The sequence below is a fragment of the Flammeovirga kamogawensis genome, assembly GCF_018736065.1.
Classification (GTDB): Bacteria; Bacteroidota; Bacteroidia; order Cytophagales; family Flammeovirgaceae; genus Flammeovirga; species Flammeovirga kamogawensis.
In genome coordinates this window covers 507,454-532,786 of sequence record NZ_CP076129.1, presented here as the reverse complement: position 1 = coordinate 532,786, position 25,333 = coordinate 507,454, and the positions used below count along the sequence as shown (strand labels likewise).

Below are 25,333 nucleotides of genomic sequence, written 5' to 3'. Positions count from 1 at the left end.
AACAAAGATGAAAGCAGCATTCTATGAATCGAAAGGAAAATTTACTGTTGGTAAAGGTGAACAAATAAAACCTAAAGCTGGCGAGGTAAGATTAGACGTTGCGTACTGTGGAGTATGTGGTACAGATGTACATATTTTTCATGGTGTGATGGATCAGCGTGTTAGTCCTCCGCAAACTGTAGGGCATGAAGCTTCTGCAGTTGTTGCCGAAATTGGAGAGGGTGTTACAAATGTAAAAGTAGGGGATAAAGTAGCAGTAAGACCTTTACATTTTGGAGATGAACATCCATTTGATAAAGGATTTAAACATGTAGGTAAAAACCTTAAATTTATTGGGATAGATTCTAGCGGAGCTTTTCAAAATAGCTGGACTGTACCTTCTTACACTTTACATAAACTACCAGAACAAGTAAACTTAATGCACGGAGCATTTATTGAGCCTTTGTCTGTTGCTTGTCACGATGTGAAAATTGGCAGAGTAAAAGCAGGAGAGAATTGTTTGGTGATTGGTGGTGGTCCAATAGGTACTTTGATTGGTTATGTGATAAAGGAAAAAGGAGCTAATGTAATCATTTCAGAAGTGAATGAGACAAGGTTAAAAATGTTGAACGAGTTAGGTTTTACAACAATTAACCCAGCAAAAGAAAACCTTTCAGAACGTATATCTGAGTTAACTGGAGAAGCAATGATTGATTGTGCTTTTGAAGTTTCTGGTTCAGCACCTGGTGTGCAAACAATGACAGAAGTAGTTAATGTAAGGGGCAGAATTGTAATGGTTGCCATACATGGTGGAGAACAAAAGAAGGTAGATTTATTCAAGTTCTTTTGGTCTGAAATAGAGTTACTTGGTGCTCGTTTATACGAAGAAGATGATTATGAGGAGGCAATAAAAATTGCTAGTTCAGGGAATATTCCTTTTGAAGATCTAATAACAAAAGTAGATGATTTAGATAATATTCAATCTATTTTTGATGAAATCGATAAGAATCCTGAAGGTATGAAATATCTTATTAAGTGTAACGATAATTAATTATTGTAATACTTAATAATAAGCTAAACAACAAACAATTCAATCAACTAAAATTTAATAGACATGGGTATTTTAGATAAATTTCAACTCAATTCAAAAGTTGCATTAGTAACTGGCTGTAAAAGAGGTATTGGTAAAGCAATGGCAATAGGTTTAGCAGAAGCTGGAGCCGATATTATTGGTGTTTCTGCAACTTTAGAATTGGAGGGAAGTGATGTGCAAAAAGAAGTAGAAAAAAGAGGACGTAAATTTAAAGCTTATCAATGTGATTTTTCTGATAGAAAATCATTGTATGACTTTATTTTGACCGTAAAAGGTAATCATCCTCAGATAGATATCTTGATCAATAATGCAGGTACAATTTTACGTACACCAGCTGCAGAGCATCCTGATGAAATGTGGGATAAAGTAGTAGAGGTTAATCAAAATGCTCAGTTTATTTTAACTAGAGAAATTGGTAAAGATATGGTAGCTAGAGGTAGTGGTAAAGTAATTTTCACAGCTTCTTTACTTACTTTTCAAGGAGGGATAACTGTTCCTGGTTATGCGGCTAGTAAAGGTGCAATTGGGCAATTAACAATGGCATTTGCTAACGAATGGGCAAGTAAAGGTGTAAATGTAAATGCTGTAGCTCCTGGTTACATCAGCACTGATAATACAGAAGCATTAAGAAATGATGCAGAACGTTCTACATCTATTTTATCAAGAATTCCTGCAGGAAGATGGGGAGAAGCAGAAGATTTTGCAGGCCCTGTTGTATTCTTATCATCAGAAGCAGCGTCTTACATGCACGGTAGTATTATGCTTGTTGACGGTGGATGGATGGGTAGATAAGCCAATTCATCAGTGTGCATAGAAGTATACTTTATACTTTGATTTATGGATACTTAATAACGTAATGGATATATATTTTGAATGATCAAAAAGGGGGCTGAATCTAGATGATAATTTCTCTACAGTAATCTTTAAAATTATTCATACAGTCCTCTTTTTTCAAACAAAAAACGAATCACAATGGAAGAACTAATTATAACACCAGAAGTAAAAGAATACGATTTATATATAAACGGAGAATGGATTAAGGCATCATCTGGTAAAACAGAAAATGTAATTAGCCCTATCGACGAAGATATTGTTGGTATAGTACAAATGGGTGATGAGCACGAAGCTAATTTAGCATTGTCTGCAGCCGAGAAAGCACAAAAAAGTTGGAAGAAATTACCTTCTATAGAACGTGCCAATATTATGCGAAAGTTTGCTGCAGAAATAAGAGCACATAAGCCTTATTTATCGAAGTTGCTAACTAGAGAACAAGGAAAATTATTGTCTGTTGCAGAAATGGAAGTAGAAGTTACAGCAACTTTTATTGAGTATGCATGCGACTGGGCAAGACACATTGAGGGAGACATTATGCCTTCTCAAAATGCAAACGAACAAATATGGATCAATAAGATTCCACGTGGTGTGATAGTAGCGATAACAGCATGGAATTTCCCTCTTGCTTTGGCAGGTCGAAAAATTGGACCAGCTTTAGTAGCGGGGAACGCCATTGTTGTTAAACCCACACAAGAAACACCACTTGCAACTTTAGAATTAGGCTACATTGCGGAAAAAGTAGGTATACCTGCAGGCCTTATTAATATTGTTACTGGCAAAGGTAGAGTGTTAGGGAATGCATTGGTTGCATCGCCAATTACCAAAATGGTAACAATGACAGGTTCTACACCTGCAGGGCAACAAATCTTTAAGACAGCCTCGGAACATCTTGCACATGTACAATTAGAGCTTGGAGGAAAAGCTCCATCAATAGTATTTGCAGATGCAGATATCGATTTAGCAGTAGAAAGTACTTTCCACTCTAGATTTGATAATTGTGGTCAGGTATGTACATGTAACGAAAGAATGTACGTACATGAAGATATTTACGAGGAATTTATGGAACGTTTCATGGAAAAAGTAAAGGCAATAAAAGTAGGTAACCCTATGGAAGCTTCTACTACAATGGGTCCTAAAGTAAATGCTTCAGAAATTAAGAATATGGAACACCTTGTAGCTAAAAGTAGAGAAGAAGGTGCTACAATTGCTTTTGGTGGAGGTAAACCTCAAGGAATAGGTTTTGAAAAAGGTTTCTGGTTTGAACCTACTGTAATTACTGATGTAACTCAAGATATGACTGTTGTTCATGAAGAAGCATTCGGACCAATCTTACCTGTTTTGAAGTTTAAAACTTTTGATGAAGTAATTACGAATGCAAATGACTGTGAGTTTGGGTTAGCTGCAATGGTATTTACAAAAGACATCAACACAATCATGAAATGTAATGATGAGTTGGAGTTTGGTGAAATTTATGTAAACCGAGGACATGGTGAGCAACATCAAGGGTTCCATAATGGCTACAAATTAAGTGGTACAGGTGGAGAAGATGGAAAATATGGTTTTGAGCAATACATGGAGAAGAAAACGTTCTATGTAAAATATTAATAAGAGTGCAATGACTTATCAATTCTTGTCAAAATAATTGAATATAAGATGAAAAAAACAACGATCAAACATATAGAAAATAGGTTATTTGAAGTACCCTTGCCTGAAGTATTGTCAGATGCTAAACACGGAGATCATACTCATTTTGAGTTAGTAACTACTACAATAACTTTAGCAAATGGATATGAAGGAACAGGGTATACATACACAGGTGGTAAAGGTGGTAAAGCCATAAAGGCAATGCTAGATCATGATTTTGCACCTGCTCTACTTGGACAAGATGGAGCAGAAATAGATCATCTTTATGATTTCATGGAATGGCATATTCATTATGTTGGTCGTGGTGGTGTTGCTTCTTTTGCAATATCTGCAATTGATATTGCCTTATGGGATATCAAGTGTAAGATGGCAGCACAGCCGTTGTGGAAAATGGCAGGAGGAGTAGGCAATACTTGTAAAGCCTATTGCGGTGGTATTGATCTAATGTTCCCAATAGAAAAATTACTAGGCAATATGCAATCTTATCTTGATAAAGGTTTTAATGCTGTCAAAATAAAAATTGGTAGAGAAAATCTTGACGAAGACATTGAGCGTATAAAAGCAGTGAGAGAATTTATTGGCAATGATGTAACATTTATGGTAGATGCCAATTACTCTATGACTGTAGAAAAAGCGATAAAAGCAGCAAACTTATTTAAAAAATATAATATTACTTGGTTTGAAGAACCAATTATTCCAGATAATTACAAAGGATATGCAGCAATAACAGAAGCTACTGGAGTACCTGTTGCTATGGGAGAAAATTTACATACAATTCATGAATTTGAATATGCTATGGAACAATCAAAACTTTCTTTTGTTCAACCAGATGCATCAAATTGTGGGGGGGTAACAGGTTGGTTAAAAGCAGCCAAATTAGCTAAAGAAAATAATATTCCAGTGTGTTCTCATGGTATGCAAGAACTTCACGTAAGTTTAGTATCCTCTCAAGAAAATTCAGGTTGGTTAGAAGTGCATAGCTTCCCGATTGATGAATATACAACAAGACCTTTAGTTGTAAAGAACTTTAGAGCTGTAGCTTCTGATGCCCCTGGAACGGGAGTAGTTTTTAATTGGGATAAGTTGGCTCCATTCGAAGTAAAGAGCAAAGAGCTAGTATAAAATAAGGAGGAGTTAAAAATATTTTTGAGATACGTTTCTAACTCCTCTTTCTTTAAATGAAATGAATATTTAATTAACAACACAATGATCAAGCAACAACTATTTGGTGTATATGAAGGCCATAAAGTGCATTTATATACATTGCAAAATACGAATGGCATGACTGTGAAAATCATGACCTTAGGAGCCACGATTACATCAATACAAGTTCCCAATAAAAATAATGAGTTAACAGAAGTAGCCTGTGGGTTTGATCAGTTGGATGGTTATTTCTCTACTGCTTATAAAGCAAATGCACCGTATTTTGGATGTACAGTAGGGCGTTTTGCTTCCCGTATAAAAGATGGGAAATTCCAAGTAGATGGTGCAGAATATTCACTAGCAGTAAACGATGGATCAAATCATCTTCATGGAGGGTTAAAAGGTTTGGATAAACAAATTTGGAAGTGTATTAATCAGGCATCAGCTACTGAAAAAGAGAGTATTACTTTCAAAAAAAATAGTTTACACCTAGAAGAGGGTTTTCCTGGAAATGTAGAAATTGAGGTTACTTTTACTTTAACAAAAAATAATGCATTACAAATTATATATAATGCAATTACAGATCACAAAACACCTATATCTTTAACAAACCACACCTATTTTAACCTTTCTGGTTTTAAAGAAACTGTTGGTAACCATACTGCTAAAATTTTAGCTGATGCGTTTTTAAAAGCAGATCACACCAATGTGCCAGTAGGAGAAATAGAAGAAGTAAAAAATACAGTATTAGACTTAAATCAAGGGCGATTACTTTCTGAAGTTTTCGCAGAACTGCCAACAGGATGTGAGCACTATTACCTTTTTAATGAGGTAGAGACATTAAAAGAGGTCGCTACATTCGATCATTCAAAAACAGGCATTACACTTCAAATACAAACTACAGAGCCAGGGATGCTTTTCTACACTGGTTATTTTACATCAAATGATTTAAAAAGAGAAACTGGAGATCAATTTGGGAGATATAGGGCTTTTTGTTGCGAGACGCATCGTTATCCGAACGGTCCAAATATCAAAGACGCACCTAATGCCTTTACAACACCGGATGAGCCATATAATAGTACTACTGTTTATCAATTTTCAACTAAATAAAAATCTAAAATCATGATCGAAGGAGTTTTATGGTCAATATTTGCGGGGCTAATGCTTGGCTTATATGCACTACCGGAAAAGTTTACAAAAGAATTTGAATTTGAAAATACATGGGGGTTATTCTTCATGATCAATACATTTATTATTCCGAATATTGCCGTATTTTTTATGGTTGATAATTTTGGTGAGATTATGGCATCCTTACCTACTAAAGTGATTGTAGGAATGGGTATTGCGAGTTTCTTGTGGGGAATAGGTGTTATGATGTGGGGTAAAGCAATAAATTATATTGGTTTATCGCTAGGGTTTTCAATTTTTATAGGTACAATTATTCTAGTTGGTTCTTTGATACCTTTTATGATAGATGGTATTCCAGAAGACCATGTTTTTCTAACAATTATGTTAGGTATTGGTATTGTATTAATAGGTGTTATGAGTAATGGTAGAGCTGGAATTTTAAAGCAACAAACTGCAGATGAAGAATCTTCTGTAATTAAATCAGATTCTATGCTTACCGGTATAATGATAGCTGTAATTGGTGGTTTGTTAGCAACGGGGTTCAACTATGCCAATACTGTTGGTGGAGAAATTATTAGAAACGCTTGTGTAGCAAATGGTAATCCAGAATGGGTGAGTGCAATTGTGGTTATGTACATTATTTACATTGCAGGTGGAATTTCTATAGCAACATATTTTGGTTACCAATTGACAGCTAAAAAATTGTGGAGTAATTTTGTCACTGCACAATTTGCAAGAAATTCTCTTTTAACAACTTTAATGGGCATTTTTAATTTTGCAGCTTCTGCTTTGTTTGCTTATGCAGCTTTTAAGTTGGGTAAAAATGGAGGCACAGTAGGTTATGCAATTTTTAATACTGTTTCCGTGGGTGTTGCCATTATTGGTGGCTTAATTACTAAAGAATGGGTAGCTGCACCTAACAATGCAAAAAGATCACTTTATGTAGGAATTTCTTGTATGGTAATAGGAATTTCTGTTATTGCATTTGGTAACAGCTTAATTTAATTTTAAAATAATTTTTTTGATATAATAAACTATGAGAAATCAAATTAGAGTACTACTAGCAGCAGGATTGTTGGGAGCTTCAATAGTATCTTCATGTACAACGCAAACTGTTACTAAAGGAGAAGAATTTTCAACTATTTCTGATGAGAAAATAGATTTTTTAGGAATTACGGATGTAAACCACTTAAGTGCAGCTTCTAAAAGAGCATTAGAATGGCCTGATTCTTTAAATAATGATTGGTTTGGAGAGTTTTCTGTACATGACTTAAAAGGAGACCTAGCATTTGAAGAAGGTGTAGTTAGGAGAGACCCTTCTGCATTAATAAAAAAAGACGGTAAATATTTTGTCTACTATTCTAAATCAGTTGGTAAGACTGATGGTTTTGGTGGAGATATAGAAAAAGATAAGGTTTTTCCTTGGGATAGGTGTGATATTTGGATGGCTTCCTCTACAGATGGATGGACTTGGAAAGAAGAAGGTTTAGCAGTAAGTAGAGGCGAGAAAGGAACGTACGATGATCGTTCTGTATTTACCCCAGAAGTAATGGAATATAACGGTAAATATTATTTGTGTTACCAAACAATAAAGTCTCCATATAACGTTAGAACTAAAAACGAAGTGGGAGTTGCTTGGTCAGATTCTCCTTACGGGCCTTGGACAAAAAGTGAAGAGCCGATCTTAAAACCTGCAGATAATGGTGTTTGGAAAGGAACTGAACAAGATAGATTTGCAGTTGAAAAGAAAGGTGATTTTGATAGTCATAAAGTACATGATCCGTGTATAGTACCATATAATGGTAAGTTTTATCTTTATTATAAAGGGGAGCAAATGGGTGAAGCTGTAACATTTGGCGGACGTCAGATTAGACATGGTGTAGCAATTGCAGATAACCCACTTGGGCCTTATGTGAAATCTCCATACAACCCAATTTCTAATAGTGGTCACGAAATTTGTGTTTGGAAACATAAAGACGGAATTATGTCATTAATTACAACTGACGGTCCAGAAAAAAACACAGTTCAATTTGCTAATGATGGAGTTAACTTTAATATCCAAGCCATTATTCCAGGAGCACCACATGCCATGGGACTTAATAGATCATTAAATTCTGGTGAACCGTTTGGTGTTTTTGAATGGGGCTTAACGCATAAGTATCATAATTATGATTATCAGTACATCAGAAGATTTGCTGGTAAAAGAAAAGTAGTGCATACAGCCAAAAATGAAAGAACATCTAAGAAAGTGAAAAAATCAATATAAGGTATAATCAATTTCTAATGGTAGGGTAGTTATTTAAAATAGCTACCCTATTTTTTATTGTAAAATAAAAAGAGATGTTTTAGCGTAGTAACCATAGTCATATCGTTATAATAATTTAAATAAATACATCGTCTATTTATTTAAAGATGATATACTATAAAGAGAATATTGAAAGTTATTAATGTGATGGAAATGGATTTAAATAAAAGCTATTTTGATGCGTTTGTGCATGCTATTTAATAAAATTATTAGATTTTAGAGTCGTTTTAATATACTTTATTTATATAGTCATTTATGATAAAATAGTCGTTTAATGTACTTTATTACTATTTTTAGACTAGACAAGAGTTGAACTTTTACTCTAATTTATTGTACAGTATAAATCGAGTGGTAATCTTCTGAATAAAATTTATATTTTGATACATTTACACTATCGAAATGCAAACAACTTCATTTTTTAAAATTCATCACACTAACAAAAAGCAATATCGAAATGAAATATAGTTTATCAATAGTAATGCTTCTTCTTCCTATTTGTGTTCTTGCACAAAATATAGAAGTAGATGTAAATTTAAATATAAAACATAGTGTAGGTAATGTCTCAGAATTTGATAGAGAGAAATTTATTACTGTACATGCAGGTATACGAGAGAATGACTTCAATTTAGGATTAAATGATCCAGCCGATATTAAAGATGATTTAATGAATGGCTATGATGTCTATTTTGGAAGAAACACAGGCCATATTACTTACCTTTTAAATGCTCAAGTAAGAGAAGATGCGAACAGACCTGGATATGCAGATTTAGACCATTTAAAAGAGTTGTCTGTTCCTTATAAAGAGCAATACAATACTACGCCAGATTATTATAATTATGGGAGTAGAAACAATTCTACAATATTAGCAGCACAGTTACATCCATTTTGGCCTGATGGTCAAAAAACTAATACAGGATGGGCATTTTCTGAAACAGATACAGAAAATGAACCTTTAGGAACTGCTACTGGAGAATATATTGCACACTATATAAAAGAGTTTCACGATAACGAGACAAGTGAGGTAATGCCAAAATATTTTGAGGTAATTAATGAACCTGTTTGGCATTTGGTAGACTATGGAGCAACAGATATTAAAAAGATTTTTGAGTTTCATAACACTGTAGCAACGGAGATAAGAAAAGAAAACCCAGATTTATTAATAGGGGGGTATACAACCGCTTTTCCTGATTTTGAATTAAATAATTTTGAACGTTGGGAAGAACGTTGGGATACTTTTATGGATATGTGTGGCGATAAGATGGACTTTTGGTCGGTTCATCTCTACGATTTTCCAACTTTTCAGAATAAAGAACAATATAGAAAAGGGAGTAATATAGAAGCAACATTAGACATGATGGAACATGCTAGTTTTAATAAATTTAATGTTGTAAAACCTTTTGTGATTTCTGAATATGGTGCACAAGCACATGCTCATTTCCAAGAACCTTGGTCACCAGAACGAGATTGGTTAATGATTAAATCGTTAAATTCTATGCTTTTGTCGTTCATGGATAGACCTGATTTAATTGCCAAGGTAATTCCATTTATAGTGTTAAAAGCAGAATGGGGCAAAGAAAATGGCGTGCCGTATAATTGGAGATTAATGCGTCAGAAAAAAGAGGCAGAAGGAGAGACAGGAAACGAATGGGTTTATACAGAGTTTATAAAGTTCTATGACCTGTGGAAAAATGTTAAAGGAACTAGAGTAGATATTTTATCACAAAACATTGATATACAAACGGATGCTTTTGTAGAAGATAAAAAAGTACATATCATTTTAAGTAATTTAAATCCTACATCTTCAACAATAGCATTAAATACGTTTGGAGTTGAGAACGATAATATTGCGAGTGTAGAAGTAAAGCATTTGTATGCAAATAATAATGTTCCCATTCTAGCTGTTAATCAATTTACAACAATGCCAGAAGAGTTAACTCTTGGTGCAGAAGCTACAATTATTGTAGAGGTAGAATTGGTTACACCGCTAGAAATTGGAGAAACATCTACCGAATCAAAATATTATGCAACAGAGTATTATCAAGAAATAACAGCAGGAACACCTCTAGTTTTTTCAATAGATAATGTATTAAAAGAAAAGCAGGGTGAAGTCGTTTTACGATTGGGTTTAGGAAGAGACCATGGAGTATCTTTACAGCCAAAAGTACTAATAAATGGACAAGAGGTAGCAATACCAGAAAATATTAAAGGAGATAATCAAACGGATAAAGATCGATTTTTTGGAGTAGTAGAAATACCAATAGACTATGATTTATTGGATATCAATAATACAATTTCGGTTACATTTCCAGATAACGGAGGGCATGTAAGTAGTGTAGCCTTACGCGTGTTTAATTTTAGTATTCCAGTAGAACGCTCATTTAATACAACTGTTCCTCCAACGGCAATTATTCCGATAGCTAAAGCGAATAATAAATTAGTTTTACACCCTAACCCTACAATGCAAGAACAAGTTTCTGTTGTAGTAAAAGGAAATAAAATTCCTGAGTATATTGAATTTGTAGATTTATCGGGTAAGGTTGTTTTAACACAGAATATGGGTTTAAATACTATGAAAATTGATGTTAGAAACCTTAAGAATGGAATTTACATAGTTAGAGTACATTTAGACAAACAAGTACTATCTCAGAAATTAATTATTAAATAACTATGAAAAAAATTGTCAGTTTTGGTGAGTTACTAATTAGATTATCTTCACCGGGTTACCAAAGGTTATCACAAGCAAACCAATTATCTATTGATTTTGGAGGAGCAGAAGCAAATGTTGCTGTATCATTAGCTCAATTTGGCGATACTGTTTCTTATGTAACAAGAGTTCCAGATAATGATATGGTGGAAAGTGCATTACGTCATTTAAAAGGTTTCGGAATTGATACATCTGATGTACTCTATGGAGGCGACCGTATAGGATTGTATTATTATGAAAACGGGGCAATTGGTAGGTCAAGTAAAGTGGTTTACGATAGAAATTATTCATCTATGGTAACTCTAGAAAAAGGCATGATTGATTGGGAAGGAGTAATTGAGGGGGCAGATTGGTTTCATTGGTCTGGTATTACACCCGCAATATCAGAAAGTGCAACTTTGGCTTTAAAAGAGGGTTTAGAAATAGCAACTAGGAAAGGGCTAACCATCTCTATGGATTACAACTTTAGAGGTAACCTTTGGAAATGGGGTAAAAGTGCCGAAGAAGTAATGCCTGAATTGATGAAATTTAATCATGTAATGTCGGGTACACACCCAGATGTTGATGTTCTTGCTGGTGATATTGATGATTCTTTATTTGAAGAAGAAGGACAAAAAATAATTAAAGATAATCCTAATTGTAAAATCGTTGTTTTTACTTCAAGAGGAACAGTTTCGGCTAGTCATAATACTTGGAGTGGAGCATTGTATGATGGGAAGAATGTTTACAGGTCTCAACAATATGATCTAACACATATTGTAGATAGAGTTGGTGGTGGAGATTCTTTTATGGCAGCATTAATTTATGGCTTACGTAATTTAAATTCACATCAAGAAACTATAGAGTTTGCTGTTGCAGCATCGGCTATAAAACATACCATTGAAGGAGATCAGAATATCTGTTCTAAACAAGAAGTACTCGATTTTATAAAATCGAATGGATCAGGAAAAATTATAAGATAAAATGAAATTTTCTAGAATTGACATTGCATTAATGATGAAATCTGTTGGGATGATTCCTGTATTTTATCATAAAGATATAGAAATTTGTAAACAGGTTCTTGCAGCTTGCTATAAAGGTGGAGCTAGAGTTTTTGAGTTCACAAATAGAGGTGATTTTGCACACGAAGTTTTTGCAGAATTGGTACATTTTAGAAATAAAGAGTTGCCTGAGTTAGCACTTGGAATCGGCTCAATTTATGATGCTCCAACAACTGCTCTGTATTTACAATTAGGTGCAGATTTTATTGTATCACCTATTTTGAATGCAGAAATGGCGAAAGTATGTAACCGAAGAAAAGTTTCTTGGAGCCCAGGGTGTGGTACATTAACAGAAATATCTTATGCAGAAGAGCTTGGAGCAGAGGTAGTTAAGATATTTCCTGGAGCACAAGTTGGTGGACCAGAATTTGTAAAAGCAGTAAATGGACCTCAACCTTGGTCTAGCATAATGCCAACTGGTGGAGTAAAACCAACGGAAGAAAATTTAAGAAGTTGGATAGATGCAGGTGTGCATTGTGTAGGAATTGGATCTCAGTTATTTGTAAAAGATAAAAATGGAGATTTTAGTTTAGAACAGATTGAAAATAAAGTGGCGTATGTAATCGAAATGATCCATCAGATTAGAGTACAAGAAGTCGCATTAGTGTAATCACTAAAACTAATTAATTTTAATAAATAATTCTGCTGACACATGGTGCTGATTCTTTTTGATGATGGACCATGTTAAGCAAAATTAAACTAACAAGACTACTTTCAATTTCATATAATTAGTGGATAATAAACAAACTAGCAGGCAAACTTTTTTTACTAAACTATACCTACAAAATGAAGAACTTTTTAATAGTACTACTCTCTCTTATTTTGTTTTCTTGTATTACTACAACAAAACAAACTACTGCAACTTACACAGTTGCAAAAGATACTGATGATTTAACTTTTCAGGATACTTTTATGGGTATTACTGATGATAATATATTTTATGATTCTCTAAATTTTAATTGGGGCGCATCTATCATTAAAGGAGATGATAACAAATACCATTGTTTTTATGCACAGATGCCAAGAAAATATGGATTTCTTTGTTGGTTAACAGATGGTGTTGTTGCACATGCTATCGCAGATCATCCTGCTGGCCCTTATACATATAAAGAGGATGTTCTAACATCTAGGGGATTTGGAAATTGGGATGCTTACTCAGTGCATAACCCTAGAATAAAAAAGTATAATGGTAAGTATTATTTGTATTACATATCTACAAATACAGGGGATACAGAATTAACACCAAATCAATTTAATCAGGCGAGAACAAAATGGATTGATAATGAATATAGAGCTTTAGTAAGAATAAATCAGAGAATAGGAGTAGCAGTAGCTGATAATTTAAATGGTCCTTGGCAACGCTTGGATCAACCAATTGTTACCCCTGCAGGTCCTATAGCAAATATTACATGTAACCCTGCAATTACTGAACGTCCAGAAGGTGGATATTTAATGTTTGTAAGAGGTGACAAACCAAATGAAAATACATTAGTAAGAAGTCAAGCTATTGCTTTAGCAGATCACCCTGAAGGACCTTGGGTAATACAAGAACAAGCCGCTGTAGGAGATCTTAATGCAGAAGATCCTTGTGTTTGGTACGATAAAAATAGACAAAGATATTATGCGATATACCACGCATTTGGTTATCTAGGAATGATCACATCTACTGATGGTTTATCATGGCATAAAGCCAAAAATTATAAAGTTTCTGATCTGAACTATAAAACGAAAAATGGGAAGACCATAAAAGTCCATAGAATGGAGCGTCCGTTTGTGTTCCTAGAAGATGGTAACCCATCTGTATTTACAGTTAGTATTAAAACGAAAGAGCAAGATTCTTATACACTCTTTATTCCTCTAAAAGAGGATAGTAGTGAAATATAATATATTGTTAGATGTGAATCATTACTCTTTAGAAGTATCTTGATATACTCTACTTATGAGTAATGAAAGGAAGATAGTATTCAACTAACTACTAAACTGATTTTAAAGACGAACAATTATTATTGACATACAGTAAAAAGCACCTTTCTTATGAGAGGTGCCTTTTTGTATTAACTTTAATTATATATTTAATTAGTTAGAATTGAAACAAAATAATGATTAAGGCAGTTTATATAATCAGAAGTTAGATGAATGCGCTTAGTAGATAAGTGATAAAAAAATTGAGAGAGTTAAGTTATTAAACCTCATTGGTATTGCCGGTGAGGTTTATTTGTATAGATTAAGTATTTTAAATAATTAGGCAAACACAACATTCACTTCTATCATTGAAAATTATACAATACGTTGAGTTAAATATTAATGAGGAAGATATAACAAAGTATAAAATGCTCAAAATTTCATAATTCGAATAAAAATGTTCATTATTGTAAGATATTTACCAGGCTAACTACTTTTTATTTGAACTTAAATTGACTATGATTAATTATTACCTAACTACTTTCTTACTACTTAGTGGGTTAGTTTCTTACTCTCAAAATTCATTTCAGGGAATTTATTCTGTTGGAACAGAGGGGGATTTTAAAACACTTTCAGCAGCAGCAGACGCATTGAATAATGGTATTTTTAATGGAGATATCACACTTCTCTTAGATGAAGGAGTTTACAATGAAAATTTTATTTTAGACAGTGCAAGAAATAATGGCTTCAGTCTAACCATTACTTCAAATGGTAGTAAAGACAATACAAAAATATTTCCTCAATCTTATGATAATAATTACCTTTCTGGGTTTGTAATAAGAAACATCGATAGCCTCTATATTAAGGATGTAAGTTTCTATAACGATTCAATTTATCTTGATGATCCATTGTCAAAAATCTCATATGCTAACCATGTAGTTGTAATTGATTCCTGCCAAGGTTTAATTATTGAAAATGTGGATTTTCTATCGGATAGTTTTTTAATGGAAAATAAACAATTTCATGTGAGCACAAATCTTTATTTAGGGGCTGTTAGTGGTGCAACGATAGATTCATGTACTTTTAATGGAGCAATGTATAATATCTCTTTTATGAGTAAAGATTTTTCTGAAGATGTTCTCATAAAAAATAGTGAATTTAACGGAGCATATAGGGACATTAATGCATTATTGACCAATATTACGGGGTTATCTATAACGGGGAATAAGTTTCTTACCCCTCAATTATTTAGTGCATCAAACCACTTATACATAATCGGAAATACAGATTCATATCCTGAAAGTGATACATTTATAGAAGGAGTATCCATCACAGATAATTATTTCTATTCTCCAAATGCAGCTTCTAATTCAAAGTGTATTTATGTCCAATATTTTAAAGATATTGAAATAGTAGGAAATGAAATTTTAGGCGGATATTATGCTTTATTTATAGGGGAGGGCGACTCTATTTTAGTTAAAAATAATACACTTACTTCTTCTATTTATAGGACTATTGAAAGTGGAGGAATAAGAAAAAATTATTCAGTAGTTAATAATACCTTTATCGCACATAATGCAGGTCCATGTCTACAAAATACCACTAATGATGGAGAGATGATAATTGCGAACAATACTTTTTATAAATATGATTCTATTGCAAAAGGCTCTTCTTACATATTAGATATTGATAATTTTGATGGTGATAGTTTATTAATAGCTAATAATTTATTTATGGGTGATGGTTGCATCAAAGGGTATATTTTATTGGAGTATGTAGATTTACCTTTAACTTCTCCATCTTGTAAAATAGATTATAACTCCTATTATGTAAATGATGAAAAGGTATCTGTAGAAAGTATAATAAAATATAGAAATGTAATTGTTGGAGACAATTCAGATGTTGATTCTGTATTCACACAAATATCTGATTGGCAAAATTTTCAATCTCATAATAGTCAAAACTCGATAGTTTTAGATTCAAATTCTGTATCAAATTTACCCAATCCCACTTTATCTTATGAAGAATTTATTGAAACTGCCAATTTACATATTACTAATAGTACAAGTTATAGGCATGGTATAAATATTCCTTCGATTGCTTTAGATAGAGATAACGATCCGCGTTTAGAAGCGAAAGGAATAGATATAGGAGCAGATCAATATTTTTTGTCTACATCTATACGTCATGAAACCTGTTTTAAAGAGTTATTTTTAACGGCGTATAATGAGCACGAAAATATAACATCTTATAAATGGTATTTTGGTGATGGAGAATCTACTGAAGGGTCGAACCCTACTTATGAATACGAAGAACTAGGAGTGTACACAATCTCCATTCTTACTTGTGACGCCACAAATTATTGTGATAGTCTAACCTATATTGTAAATATGGATGGGTCAACTTGTATTCCAGAAGAAGAAAACGAAGACGAAGGTATACTATCAATATCTGGCGATGATGACATGAAAAATATAGTAGTGTATCCAAATCCTTCGAATGGAGAAATTAGAATTTCTAGTAATTTCATTGAAGGAAAAGTAGATGTAGAATTACATGATATAAAAGGTTTAATTTTATACAAAAAGAGAATTGAATTAGATGTTCTAGGTACAGATATAAGCCATGTTTTGTCCACATTACAAGAAGGGGTTTATATAATGTCCATCTCAAATGATGAATTTAATTCAACTCAAAAATTATTAATAACACACTAAGTTTACAGCGTAATAATTATCCTCGTTAGCATCTGTTATAGTATTATTATGTTTAAATTGAAACAAAATAACAATAGAAACAGTTTATATAATCAGAAGTTAGATGAATGCGCTTAGTAGATAAGTGATAAAAAAATTGAGAGAGTTAAGTTCATGAAAAACCTCGTTGGTATTACCGGCGAGGTTTTTTTGTCTAAAAATTTAGAATTTATTTGGTTTGAGCGGGTATTGGTCTGATTAATTAAGATTGTTTTTTGATTTACCCCAACTGTTCGGAATGTTAAACGAAGTGTCACTCCGAACTCATCAATCGATTAAGTCTTTGACTTATAGCATATCATCAAAAAAGTAAACATCAGAAAAATGAGATACACTCTATTCTAGCTCTTATTTTTCACACTAGAGGTTTTACAGGCACAAACCTACCCCCTCATTCTCCCAACTAAAACAGCAACAAGCACAACAAGAATTGAAAAACATACAGCTTGATACAAATGGGAGAGAAACCGTAATTTGATCCTTTTGTAGGTTTTTAATATCGATCCTTTGAGTGAAAGTTTTTATTATAATTCTACTTATGCTTTTAGTGAAAATGCAGTAACCTCACATTTTGAACGAGAAGGTCTTTAAAAGGTGTCAATTCATAACGATTTTAATGATAATGAATCTGCAAGAAGTGCTTTTTTTATTAATCTACAATATGACCCTACAAAAAGTATGATGTACAAGTTTAAGAATAATCAGAAAAGTTACAATTTAATTTATGTAGTCAGTGACATTAGTGGGTCTGGTATGAGAGGTACTTTTTCATCATTTAAAGCGATGAAAATATATATTAAAGACTTAACTATTGATCAATATAACACATACACAGATAATGGGAGTAAAAAGGTTATATTGGTAGTTTCAGATGGAAGTTATGATAATATAAAAGAGCATTTTTCAACTTGGAATCACGAAGATTTTCATAGTTGTACAGAAGCATTTGGACTATTTCCGAATAAAAATATTAAAAATGAAGAAGATCATGAGAAGTATTTTGGCTTATATCAATGAGATACTCCAAATGATGAAGATATTCAGAAAGGAAAAGACACAAAAGCTAAACGTGCATTAGATTGGTTTGATAGAAATTGGGAAAAAGAATTTGGAAAAACAATTAAATATTTTAGATATGCGTGAAATGAGACATCAAATGGAAAAGTTACAAGAAATTATTGATAATTATGAAATACCTCGTTCAAATATTTAGTTTATTTATCGTTATATCCTTTCTTTCAGGATGTAACGATGTAAAATCAAATCATAATATAGCAGATCTTTCAAATCTAAATACATATTTGGAATTGAAAGAAGAATTGAAGTTTATATTGTCTGAATTAGATTCATTACATAATTATAATTATTATGACCGAGATACTATTATCATAAAACATAAGGATATTTCAATTCCTATTTTAATACAGGATAATATATTCTTCAATGAGGAAGATACCTATATACATATTTATACAAAAGAAGTATCTTATCTAAACCTTTATTCTAAAATACGAAAAACAAAGTATATTTTTTCAGACTTTAATAATAATGACTCCTTGCAAGATGTATTTTTGAAATATAAAGATTTGTACAACAGCGAATCTGATTCAATAACTTCAAGATTAGTGATCTTGTACAAGCAAAATTATTCAAATAAGACGTATTCAATAGAATAAATATTCACACTTATAACATCAACAAAAATAAGAATAGTATATAAGGTCAATTCAAGATAACCACACACCAAGAGTTGACCTTTAAAAACACAATAATCAAAAGCAAACATCAGAAAAATGAGATACACTCTCTTCTTGCTATTAGAGGTTTTACAGGCACAAACCTACCCCCTCATTCTCCCAACTAAAACAGCAACAAGCTCAACAATAATTGAAAGACATACAGCTTGATACAAATGGGAGAGAAACCGTAATTAGATCCTTTTGTAGGAGGTAAAAATAACTTTCAACGATTACATCGTCCAAGAAAACCTTTGGTATGAATATGGCGGGTATTGAGAAGCAAGGTACACCTCTGATCATAAGTTCCAATACTATGAGAAAGATTTAAATGAAGGACAACACGCAATATATCTAACTAAATCTATGACAATACGTGGAGCTGAAGGAAGAAAAGGGATTATGGGTAGAGCAGGATTTGGACAGAATTATATATATTTTAATTCAAATCTTTTAAGAACAAAAGTTAGAGAAGATGCGATGAGTTGGACAGGTAAAACTATAAATAGAAAGGGGGTATTATTTAGAACATTTTCTCATCAATTTGGTTATTCAGCTGGTCTAGAGGGGTATCCTCTTCAAAATGATGCTCCAGGGAATTTGATGCTTCAATCTAGAAAAAGATTAGCGGGAACAGAAATAACCGAAGAACAAATTAATATAATTAAAAATTATTATAGAAATAAAGGTAAACAAGAGGCTGATGGTCATTAGTGAAATATTAACTTTTTTAATTTTCTTTTTTGGTGATTATTCAAACAAAGAAATAACCGTTAAAATAAATGAGAATGATATATTTTATGCTGAACACTTCGATAATTTATATTCTTGTCAAGATGCTATTTTTATTGAAGTTTCATTTAATACAATGACTTATCATTTAGAAAGTTATGTCGATATTGGATTGAAAGATTATTATTATGAAAATATTAAATTATATTCAAGTGCAATACTATCATCAGATGAATTAGAATTATTAGTCATGATTGGAAATTCAAAGGAAATAATAAAACTGATATTTGACAAAGGAGATTATCTTGGTATTGAATCTAATGAAAAAGATTTTTATATATTACAAAAATCAGGATTTTTTGAATGTGATTAATTGATACCTTTATTTTTAAAATTAATTTTTAATTTATGAAAATTGTATTCTTTCTTATGTATGTAAAGATATGAGTGTTAAGACGTAAGTTGTCACTAAGAACTTATTTATAGAATAAGTTTCTGAACTTATAACACCAAATCAAAAGCAAACATCAAAAAATGAGATACAATCTCTTCTTGCTAATATTTTTCACATTAGAGGTGTTGTATTCACAAACCTACCCCTTACTATTCCAACTAAAACAGCAACAGGCTACTCTCCAACAACAAGAATTGTAAGACATACAGCTTGAAACAAATGGGAGAGAAACCGTAATTAGATCTTTTTGTAGGAGGTGGAGCAGCTGTATCAAAAGGCCAAGATTTCAATCATGGGAAAAATTGGAACATTGCCCCATACCTCACCTCAGGCTTAAGCTGCTGATATAAACGATGGGAGTTAGAAGCCTTATACGAGTAAAATGATCATTGAAGTTAGTTTATATATAAAAAAACAATTATGTAATAAATAACTTATTTATTTAGATAATATTTATTAATTTTACTTTTATTGTGTATTACTTTATTTCAATTCAATTAAAAATGTCGACTATAGAAAAAGAAACTTTGTTACACCAAGGCGAAGTTTTAAACAAAACATACCAATTACCAAAAGAAAATTTTTTATATAACAGAGAAGGTCCTTGGCCACAACCATCACCAAGAAATCCAAAAGGGGAAGCACCGGCAGTATTACGTCTGCCACGTCAAGAAAAAATTGATTGGAAAAATAAAATTGGTAAGAGGTATTTTCGAAATATGTGGACTTACTGGCCAAGAGCTTTATCATATTCAATAAAATATAGAGGACTTCATAAAATTGATAATCAATTGTTTGATCAATATTTAGGAGAAGGTGTATTTAGTAAGTTCTTGATAAAAGGTTTATCAGTTCAAAAAGAAAAAATATTCAGCAAATTTTTGCCTGTAAATTATAATAGTAATGAATATTATATCATTGATTTATCTTTGATGTCTTTTACTCAACCTTTTAAAGGAATTTATTCAAGCGCAACAATAGTTTTATTTAAAAAAGAAAAAGGAAAGCTAATATCTCATTTGATATTTGTTGACGAATTTACCAACAATAATGTAGTTTCTCGTTCAGATGGTAATGCATGGGAACTAGCTAAAGTTTTTGTTATGCAAGGTGCTTCTTATAAACTGATTTTATCAGAACATGCGTTATTACATTTTCCTTTTGATTGTATAAATGCAATAAGTAAATCAACATTGCCAATAAATTCTATATTACTTCAATTATTACTACCCCATTTTGAGCATACTTTAGTTCTTAATAAAGTAGTCTTAAATTCTTCTGCATCTCCTGTAGAGAACGATCAAAAATTTCCTTATTCAGGTTTTTTAGGAAAAGGTGAAGGGCAACGTTCTTTAGTAGCTTGTGCTTATACAGGTATAGATGGAAATGATAGTTATAATGGTTATCGTTACTCTAAAGATATTGAAAAATTTGATTCTCCTTACTATTTATTTTTAAAGGAGTATTATGATACTATAGAGTATTTTGTTTCGGAAGTTGTAAATGTTATTAGTGATGAAGAGATGAATTTAATTGAAGAATGGGCAAATCATATTAATCAATGGTTACCTACTTTCTCTTCAAAAGAAGCTATTAAAGATAAAAAAACATTAGTTAAAGAGATTACAATGATTATTTGGGATGTATCTATTGCACACTCTGCTGATCATCATAGTTTTGCAGAGATTCCTAGTTATCTAATACCATTAAGAGTAAGAATAAACCCTAAAGATATTGATTGTAGTCAAGAAATTGATTGGAAAAATGGTATGAATATAAAAGATATGTTTAGATATAGGATGGAAAGAGAAATGTTTTTTAAACCTACAAATGTATCAAATCTATTTAATACGTATTATCATTTTGAAAAAGTAAATTATTCAGAGAAAACAAAGGCATATTTAAAAAACCTTAATGCTATTTTCTTGAAAGATTTAGAAAAAACAGAACAAAGAATAAAAAGTAAAAATATACCAGTTTTTATTCCTTTAAAAAAAATAGCAAGATCAATACAATACTAGTTCTTGGTGTAACCTTATAATAAAAAGACTTGCAAAACATCAAATTGCAAGTCTTTTTTGTAATCCAATAAATAATTACTCTAATGCACCTTCGGCTTTAAGGTAGAGTGCTTCTAATTTTTCTATTATTGCTTCGGAAGGATCTTTCCACATGCCTCTCTGAATAGCTTCTAACATTCTTTCCGACATGTCTTTTATGGCCCAAGGGTTATGATGTTCTAGAAATTGCAGGTTTTCTTGATCAAGTAGATATTCTTCAGTAATCCCTTCATACATAAAATCTTCAATAAGGTTAGTAGTGGCATCATAGGCAAAAAGGTAATCCATTGTTGCCGCCATTTCAAAAGCACCTTTATACCCGTGATCTCTCATTCCATCCATCCATTTTGGGTTAATAACTCTGGAACGATACACTTTTAAAAGTTCTTCTTTAAGAGATTTTATTCTTGGTTTGTCAGGTCGAGAATGATCTCCAAAATAGGTTGTAGGCGCTTCTCCTTTTTCCATTGTTACAGCAGCAGTCATACCTCCTTGAAACTGGTAATAGTCATCAGAATCAAGTAGATCATGCTCTCTGTTGTCTTGATTTTGAATAACAATTTCTACCTCTGATAATCTTTTTTTAAACGACTCATGTGCAGATTTTCCTTCATTTTTACTCCCTGAATATGCATAGCCACCCCAGTTAATAAATACATTAGCAAGATCTTCTTGTGTTGTCCAATTTTTCTCATCAATTAAACCTTGTAAGCCTGCACCGTAAGCACCAGGTTTAGACCCAAAAACTCTATATAAAGCTCTCTCTTGTGCTAAAAAATTATCCAAACCCTTATTTTTCCATTCTTTGATTTCACCTTCTACACGTGCTTTAATAGGATTCTGATCATGAGGTTCGTCTAATGCTGCTACTTTTTCTACGGCAGTGTTGAATAAAGAAATAACATCAGGGAAAGCATCTCTAAAAAATCCAGAAATGCGTAAAAGTACATCTACTCTTGGTCGTTTTAAAGTGATTAATGGTATGATTTCAAAGTCTTTTACCCTTCTATTTACACCTTGCCAAATTGGCCAAACACCAAGGAGTGCAAGTGCTTGAGCAATATCATCTCCACCTGTTCTCATGGTAGAAGTTCCCCAAACAGATATGGCAACAGCTTCAGGAAACTGCCCTTCTTCTTGCAAGTATCGATCAATTATATTTTGAGCACTTTTTACGCCTAATTCATAAGCAGAGGGTGACGGAATTGTTCTAGTATCAACAGAGTAAAAATTTCGTCCTGTTGGTAAAATATCTAAACGCCCACGTGTAGGAGCTCCAGAACCACCAGAAGGAATATAGGCCGCATTTAACCCTGCCATTAAATTAGAAATTTCTTGTGTTGTATTTTTTAAAGTTGGTAATGTTTTGCCTGTAATTTGATGAAGTAAATTTTGAGTTTCTACACCAATTTTTCCAATTATTGGAGTGTGGTTTACAATACATTCAATAATTGTTTTTGCTCTATTTTCAAGTACTTCAACAATTTGACCTATTGATCTACATGGAATACCAAAAATTTCAGTTTTAAATTCAGTTTCGTAATTAGTGTCTAGAACATCAATGTCTAGTTTTAAATCAATTGCTAAGCATTGTATTATACTTTTTGATGAACCTTGTGGCAATCTGTGTAAAGCAACAATTAAGTCTATCAATTTTTCATGTATTGGTAAGCAACCAAAAATATGTAATCCGCCCCTAATTTGAGCCTCTTTTAACTCACATAAATACCCGTCAATAACTTCTAAAAGTGCATCAATATCTTTTCCATCCTCGTTTAAATCTTTTTTTAAGTGTGTTTCATTTACTAGTGTCTCTATTTTTGATTTGATAAGGTTGGCCCGTTTTGGATCAAGTAAAGCAGATTCGTAGAATTCATCAATAAGTAATTCTAACTGCAATAGTTCGCCATAATTTTCAGCCCTTGTCATAGGTGGAATTAGGTGATCTAAAATGATAGCATGGTTTCTTCTTTTTGCTTGTGTTCCTTCTCCAGGATCATTAATAATGAACGGATAAAAGTGAGGAATTGCTCCTAAAAGTGCTTCAGGAAAACAACTTTCTTTAGATAGTGCTACACTTTTACCAGGGAGCCACTCTAAGTTGCCGTGTTTACCTACATGAATAATAGCATCTGCTTTAAAAACTTCTTGCAACCAAATGTAATACGCCAAATAAGCATAAGTAGGGGGTAAATCTGGGGAATGATAAGATGCTTGAAGGTCAATATTGTACCCTCTATTTGGCTGAATACTTAAAAAAACATTCCCAATTTTTTTTCCAGGGATTAAGAAATAACCATCTCTGTAATTGGGTGATGAAGAAGGGTGTCCCCATTGTTCTTCTACTTTTTTTCTGAGTTTTTCAGAATAGTAATTATAGTAATAATAAAAGGTTTCTGCCTTAATTTTTATGTCTGCTTTTTTGTAAGCGAGAGAGGTAAGGTCGTTAGTTATAGTATCTGTTATACAATCAATTAATTCTTCTGTAGTAGTAGGAGTTGCATTGTTTAATGTATATTGATTTTCCTTTAATGCCTGAAGAATTTGTAACGTACTAGCTGGCGTATCTAAACCTACACCATTGGCTAAACGACTGTTCTTACTTGGATAATTAGGTAAAATAACGGCAATATTTTTCTCTTTATTTTCTTTTTTTTGAAGGTTAATCCATGCTTCTACATGATTTGCAATAAATTGACATCCTTCTAAATGTGGTTGGTAGCTAACAATTTCAGAATCTGTTAACGCATCTTTTTCTTGAGCTTCTTTAAAAGAAATTACATTCCCAATAATTTTACCATCAACTTCAGGGAGAGCAATATTCATGGCAATATCTGTTGGAGGCAGACCAAACGAACCTTCTTCCCATACTTGTTTACTACAACTGGCTTGAATAGCTTGAATAATGGGAATATTTAAAGCTTCGAAAAGGCTTTTACTTTCGTTTTCTTTAAAACCTTGTAACGAAAATCCAGTAGTATTAATTATTACTGTTGGACTTTGAATATGGTATAACGCTAAGAGTTCTGTAATACGTTGTTGGATATCTATTTCTCTATACGTTAAAGCCATTAGTGTAATAGCAGTAATTCCTTTTTGTTCTAGTGCATTGGCTACTTCTAAAATAGGTGCTAAGTTGTCTGCTAAATAATTACTTCTATACGCAAAAATTAAGGCTGTTGGTTGGTTATTTTCTTTCCACTTTTTATCAATTATACCTAGTTTATGGTGGTAAAGAAACACATCTGCAATGTCAATTTGTTCTTTTATTTCAAAATGAATTTGCAGCGTTTCTTTCATTATTAATTTAAGCCCTTCTTTTGTATTATCGTTTCCACCGGCAACAAAATAAGACCATATTTTATTAACCAGCGGTAAGGGCAATGTAGACAAATGCATTAATTCAACATCTGGCTGGTTATCACCGGGTAGAAATAACAAAGCAATATTGTGCTCTTCAGCATAAGACGAGATGGCTTCACATAAATAAGTAAAGTAAGCAGTACCTCCAAGTAGTTTTAAAACCACAACTTTTGCTTTACTCACAACTTCATCCAAATAGGTATCTATAGTTAGTTCCTGTTTAAAATAAGTAAGATTGGCCAAACGTAAACTTGGCAAATTCGGGAATTCTTTATGTAATGCAGAATAAACTTTATTTAACGTGAAGAGTTCAGTATCTGCAGCTGATAAAAAAAGAATATCTCCTCCAGATTGTTGAATATGAAAGACCCCTTCATCGTTTGGATTCCATCCTCCAGGAAGTGTTGAAATTAAATGCATGTGCTGTTGGAGTAAGCAATAAACAGTGCCTCAAATGTTA

The 25,333-nt window shown here is 32.4% G+C and carries 18 protein-coding genes; 17 read left to right on the top strand and 1 reads right to left on the bottom strand.

What is annotated here, in order from left to right:
* Positions 1-7: 7 nt before the first annotated feature.
* The 17 genes from KM029_RS21060 to KM029_RS20980 all read left to right on the top strand — a co-directional run bounded on the left by KM029_RS21060 (position 8) and on the right by KM029_RS20980 (position 21,471).
* The gene (locus KM029_RS21060; RefSeq protein WP_144075786.1) at positions 8-1,030 is read left to right on the top strand and encodes a zinc-dependent alcohol dehydrogenase; all 1,023 of its coding nucleotides are present in this window, start codon (positions 8-10) and stop codon (positions 1,028-1,030) included.
* 69 nt (positions 1,031-1,099) lie between these two features.
* Positions 1,100-1,864, top strand: a complete 765-nt coding sequence (locus KM029_RS21055; protein ID WP_184679457.1) for an SDR family NAD(P)-dependent oxidoreductase — start codon at positions 1,100-1,102, stop codon at positions 1,862-1,864.
* A gap of 180 nt (positions 1,865-2,044) precedes the next feature.
* Complete coding sequence (aldA, locus tag KM029_RS21050; RefSeq protein WP_144075784.1) at positions 2,045-3,511, top strand: aldehyde dehydrogenase; 1,467 nt, start codon at positions 2,045-2,047, stop codon at positions 3,509-3,511.
* 48 nt (positions 3,512-3,559) lie between these two features.
* Entirely contained in the window at positions 3,560-4,672 is a 1,113-nt protein-coding gene (locus KM029_RS21045) for a mandelate racemase/muconate lactonizing enzyme family protein (RefSeq protein ID WP_184679452.1), read from the top strand.
* An 84-nt stretch (positions 4,673-4,756) separates the two neighbouring features.
* Positions 4,757-5,803, top strand: coding sequence for an aldose epimerase family protein (locus KM029_RS21040; RefSeq protein ID WP_144075783.1), 1,047 nt, complete (start codon positions 4,757-4,759; stop codon positions 5,801-5,803).
* A 12-nt stretch (positions 5,804-5,815) separates the two neighbouring features.
* Entirely contained in the window at positions 5,816-6,826 is a 1,011-nt protein-coding gene (locus KM029_RS21035; RefSeq protein ID WP_144075782.1) for an L-rhamnose/proton symporter RhaT, read from the top strand.
* A gap of 31 nt (positions 6,827-6,857) precedes the next feature.
* Positions 6,858-8,087, top strand: a complete 1,230-nt coding sequence (locus KM029_RS21030; protein ID WP_144075781.1) for a glycoside hydrolase family 117 protein — start codon at positions 6,858-6,860, stop codon at positions 8,085-8,087.
* 493 nt (positions 8,088-8,580) lie between these two features.
* Entirely contained in the window at positions 8,581-10,791 is a 2,211-nt protein-coding gene (locus KM029_RS21025) for a T9SS type A sorting domain-containing protein (protein ID WP_144075780.1), read from the top strand.
* Positions 10,792-10,793: 2 nt separating this feature from the next.
* Positions 10,794-11,792 (top strand): sugar kinase, encoded by a 999-nt coding sequence (locus KM029_RS21020; protein ID WP_144075779.1) that lies wholly within the window; start codon positions 10,794-10,796, stop codon positions 11,790-11,792.
* A gap of 1 nt (position 11,793) precedes the next feature.
* The gene (locus KM029_RS21015) at positions 11,794-12,480 is read left to right on the top strand and encodes a bifunctional 4-hydroxy-2-oxoglutarate aldolase/2-dehydro-3-deoxy-phosphogluconate aldolase (protein ID WP_144075778.1); all 687 of its coding nucleotides are present in this window, start codon (positions 11,794-11,796) and stop codon (positions 12,478-12,480) included.
* A gap of 176 nt (positions 12,481-12,656) precedes the next feature.
* Positions 12,657-13,754 (top strand): glycoside hydrolase family protein, encoded by a 1,098-nt coding sequence (locus KM029_RS21010; RefSeq protein ID WP_144075777.1) that lies wholly within the window; start codon positions 12,657-12,659, stop codon positions 13,752-13,754.
* 536 nt (positions 13,755-14,290) lie between these two features.
* Complete coding sequence (locus KM029_RS21005) at positions 14,291-16,489, top strand: T9SS type A sorting domain-containing protein (RefSeq protein WP_144075776.1); 2,199 nt, start codon at positions 14,291-14,293, stop codon at positions 16,487-16,489.
* 633 nt (positions 16,490-17,122) lie between these two features.
* On the top strand, positions 17,123-17,545 hold the full coding sequence (locus tag KM029_RS21000; RefSeq protein ID WP_144075775.1) for a hypothetical protein: 423 nt from the start codon (positions 17,123-17,125) through the stop codon (positions 17,543-17,545).
* Positions 17,546-17,715: 170 nt separating this feature from the next.
* The gene (locus tag KM029_RS20995; RefSeq protein ID WP_144075774.1) at positions 17,716-18,204 is read left to right on the top strand and encodes a hypothetical protein; all 489 of its coding nucleotides are present in this window, start codon (positions 17,716-17,718) and stop codon (positions 18,202-18,204) included.
* Positions 18,205-18,630: 426 nt separating this feature from the next.
* On the top strand, positions 18,631-18,978 hold the full coding sequence (locus KM029_RS20990; protein WP_144075773.1) for a hypothetical protein: 348 nt from the start codon (positions 18,631-18,633) through the stop codon (positions 18,976-18,978).
* Positions 18,968-19,369, top strand: a complete 402-nt coding sequence (locus KM029_RS20985) for a hypothetical protein (protein ID WP_144075772.1) — start codon at positions 18,968-18,970, stop codon at positions 19,367-19,369. Before KM029_RS20990 ends, KM029_RS20985 begins: the two co-directional genes overlap by 11 nt.
* Before the next feature lie 584 nt (positions 19,370-19,953).
* On the top strand, positions 19,954-21,471 hold the full coding sequence (locus KM029_RS20980) for a hypothetical protein (protein WP_144075771.1): 1,518 nt from the start codon (positions 19,954-19,956) through the stop codon (positions 21,469-21,471).
* A gap of 75 nt (positions 21,472-21,546) precedes the next feature.
* On the opposite strand, the gene cobN is transcribed toward KM029_RS20980, so the two are convergent.
* Complete coding sequence (gene cobN / locus KM029_RS20975) at positions 21,547-25,293, bottom strand: cobaltochelatase subunit CobN (protein WP_144075770.1); 3,747 nt, start codon at positions 25,291-25,293, stop codon at positions 21,547-21,549.
* Positions 25,294-25,333: the final 40 nt, after the last annotated feature.

What these genes read in the sequence shown, in the direction of transcription:
- KM029_RS21030 (WP_144075781.1), top strand. Translation starts at nt 6,858, where the DNA reads ATGAGAAATCAAATTAGAGTACTACTAGCAGCAGGATTGTTGGGAGCT.
- KM029_RS21015 (WP_144075778.1), top strand. Translation starts at nt 11,794, where the DNA reads ATGAAATTTTCTAGAATTGACATTGCATTAATGATGAAATCTGTTGGG.
- KM029_RS20980 (WP_144075771.1), top strand. Translation starts at nt 19,954, where the DNA reads ATGTCGACTATAGAAAAAGAAACTTTGTTACACCAAGGCGAAGTTTTA.
- KM029_RS21035 (WP_144075782.1), top strand. Translation starts at nt 5,816, where the DNA reads ATGATCGAAGGAGTTTTATGGTCAATATTTGCGGGGCTAATGCTTGGC.
- aldA (WP_144075784.1), top strand. Translation starts at nt 2,045, where the DNA reads ATGGAAGAACTAATTATAACACCAGAAGTAAAAGAATACGATTTATAT.
- KM029_RS21025 (WP_144075780.1), top strand. Translation starts at nt 8,581, where the DNA reads ATGAAATATAGTTTATCAATAGTAATGCTTCTTCTTCCTATTTGTGTT.
- KM029_RS21005 (WP_144075776.1), top strand. Translation starts at nt 14,291, where the DNA reads ATGATTAATTATTACCTAACTACTTTCTTACTACTTAGTGGGTTAGTT.
- KM029_RS21020 (WP_144075779.1), top strand. Translation starts at nt 10,794, where the DNA reads ATGAAAAAAATTGTCAGTTTTGGTGAGTTACTAATTAGATTATCTTCA.
- KM029_RS21060 (WP_144075786.1), top strand. Translation starts at nt 8, where the DNA reads ATGAAAGCAGCATTCTATGAATCGAAAGGAAAATTTACTGTTGGTAAA.
- cobN (WP_144075770.1), bottom strand. Translation starts at nt 25,293, where the DNA reads ATGCATTTAATTTCAACACTTCCTGGAGGATGGAATCCAAACGATGAA.
- KM029_RS21045 (WP_184679452.1), top strand. Translation starts at nt 3,560, where the DNA reads ATGAAAAAAACAACGATCAAACATATAGAAAATAGGTTATTTGAAGTA.
- KM029_RS20985 (WP_144075772.1), top strand. Translation starts at nt 18,968, where the DNA reads ATGGTCATTAGTGAAATATTAACTTTTTTAATTTTCTTTTTTGGTGAT.
- KM029_RS20995 (WP_144075774.1), top strand. Translation starts at nt 17,716, where the DNA reads ATGAAATACCTCGTTCAAATATTTAGTTTATTTATCGTTATATCCTTT.
- KM029_RS20990 (WP_144075773.1), top strand. Translation starts at nt 18,631, where the DNA reads ATGACAATACGTGGAGCTGAAGGAAGAAAAGGGATTATGGGTAGAGCA.
- KM029_RS21010 (WP_144075777.1), top strand. Translation starts at nt 12,657, where the DNA reads ATGAAGAACTTTTTAATAGTACTACTCTCTCTTATTTTGTTTTCTTGT.
- KM029_RS21040 (WP_144075783.1), top strand. Translation starts at nt 4,757, where the DNA reads ATGATCAAGCAACAACTATTTGGTGTATATGAAGGCCATAAAGTGCAT.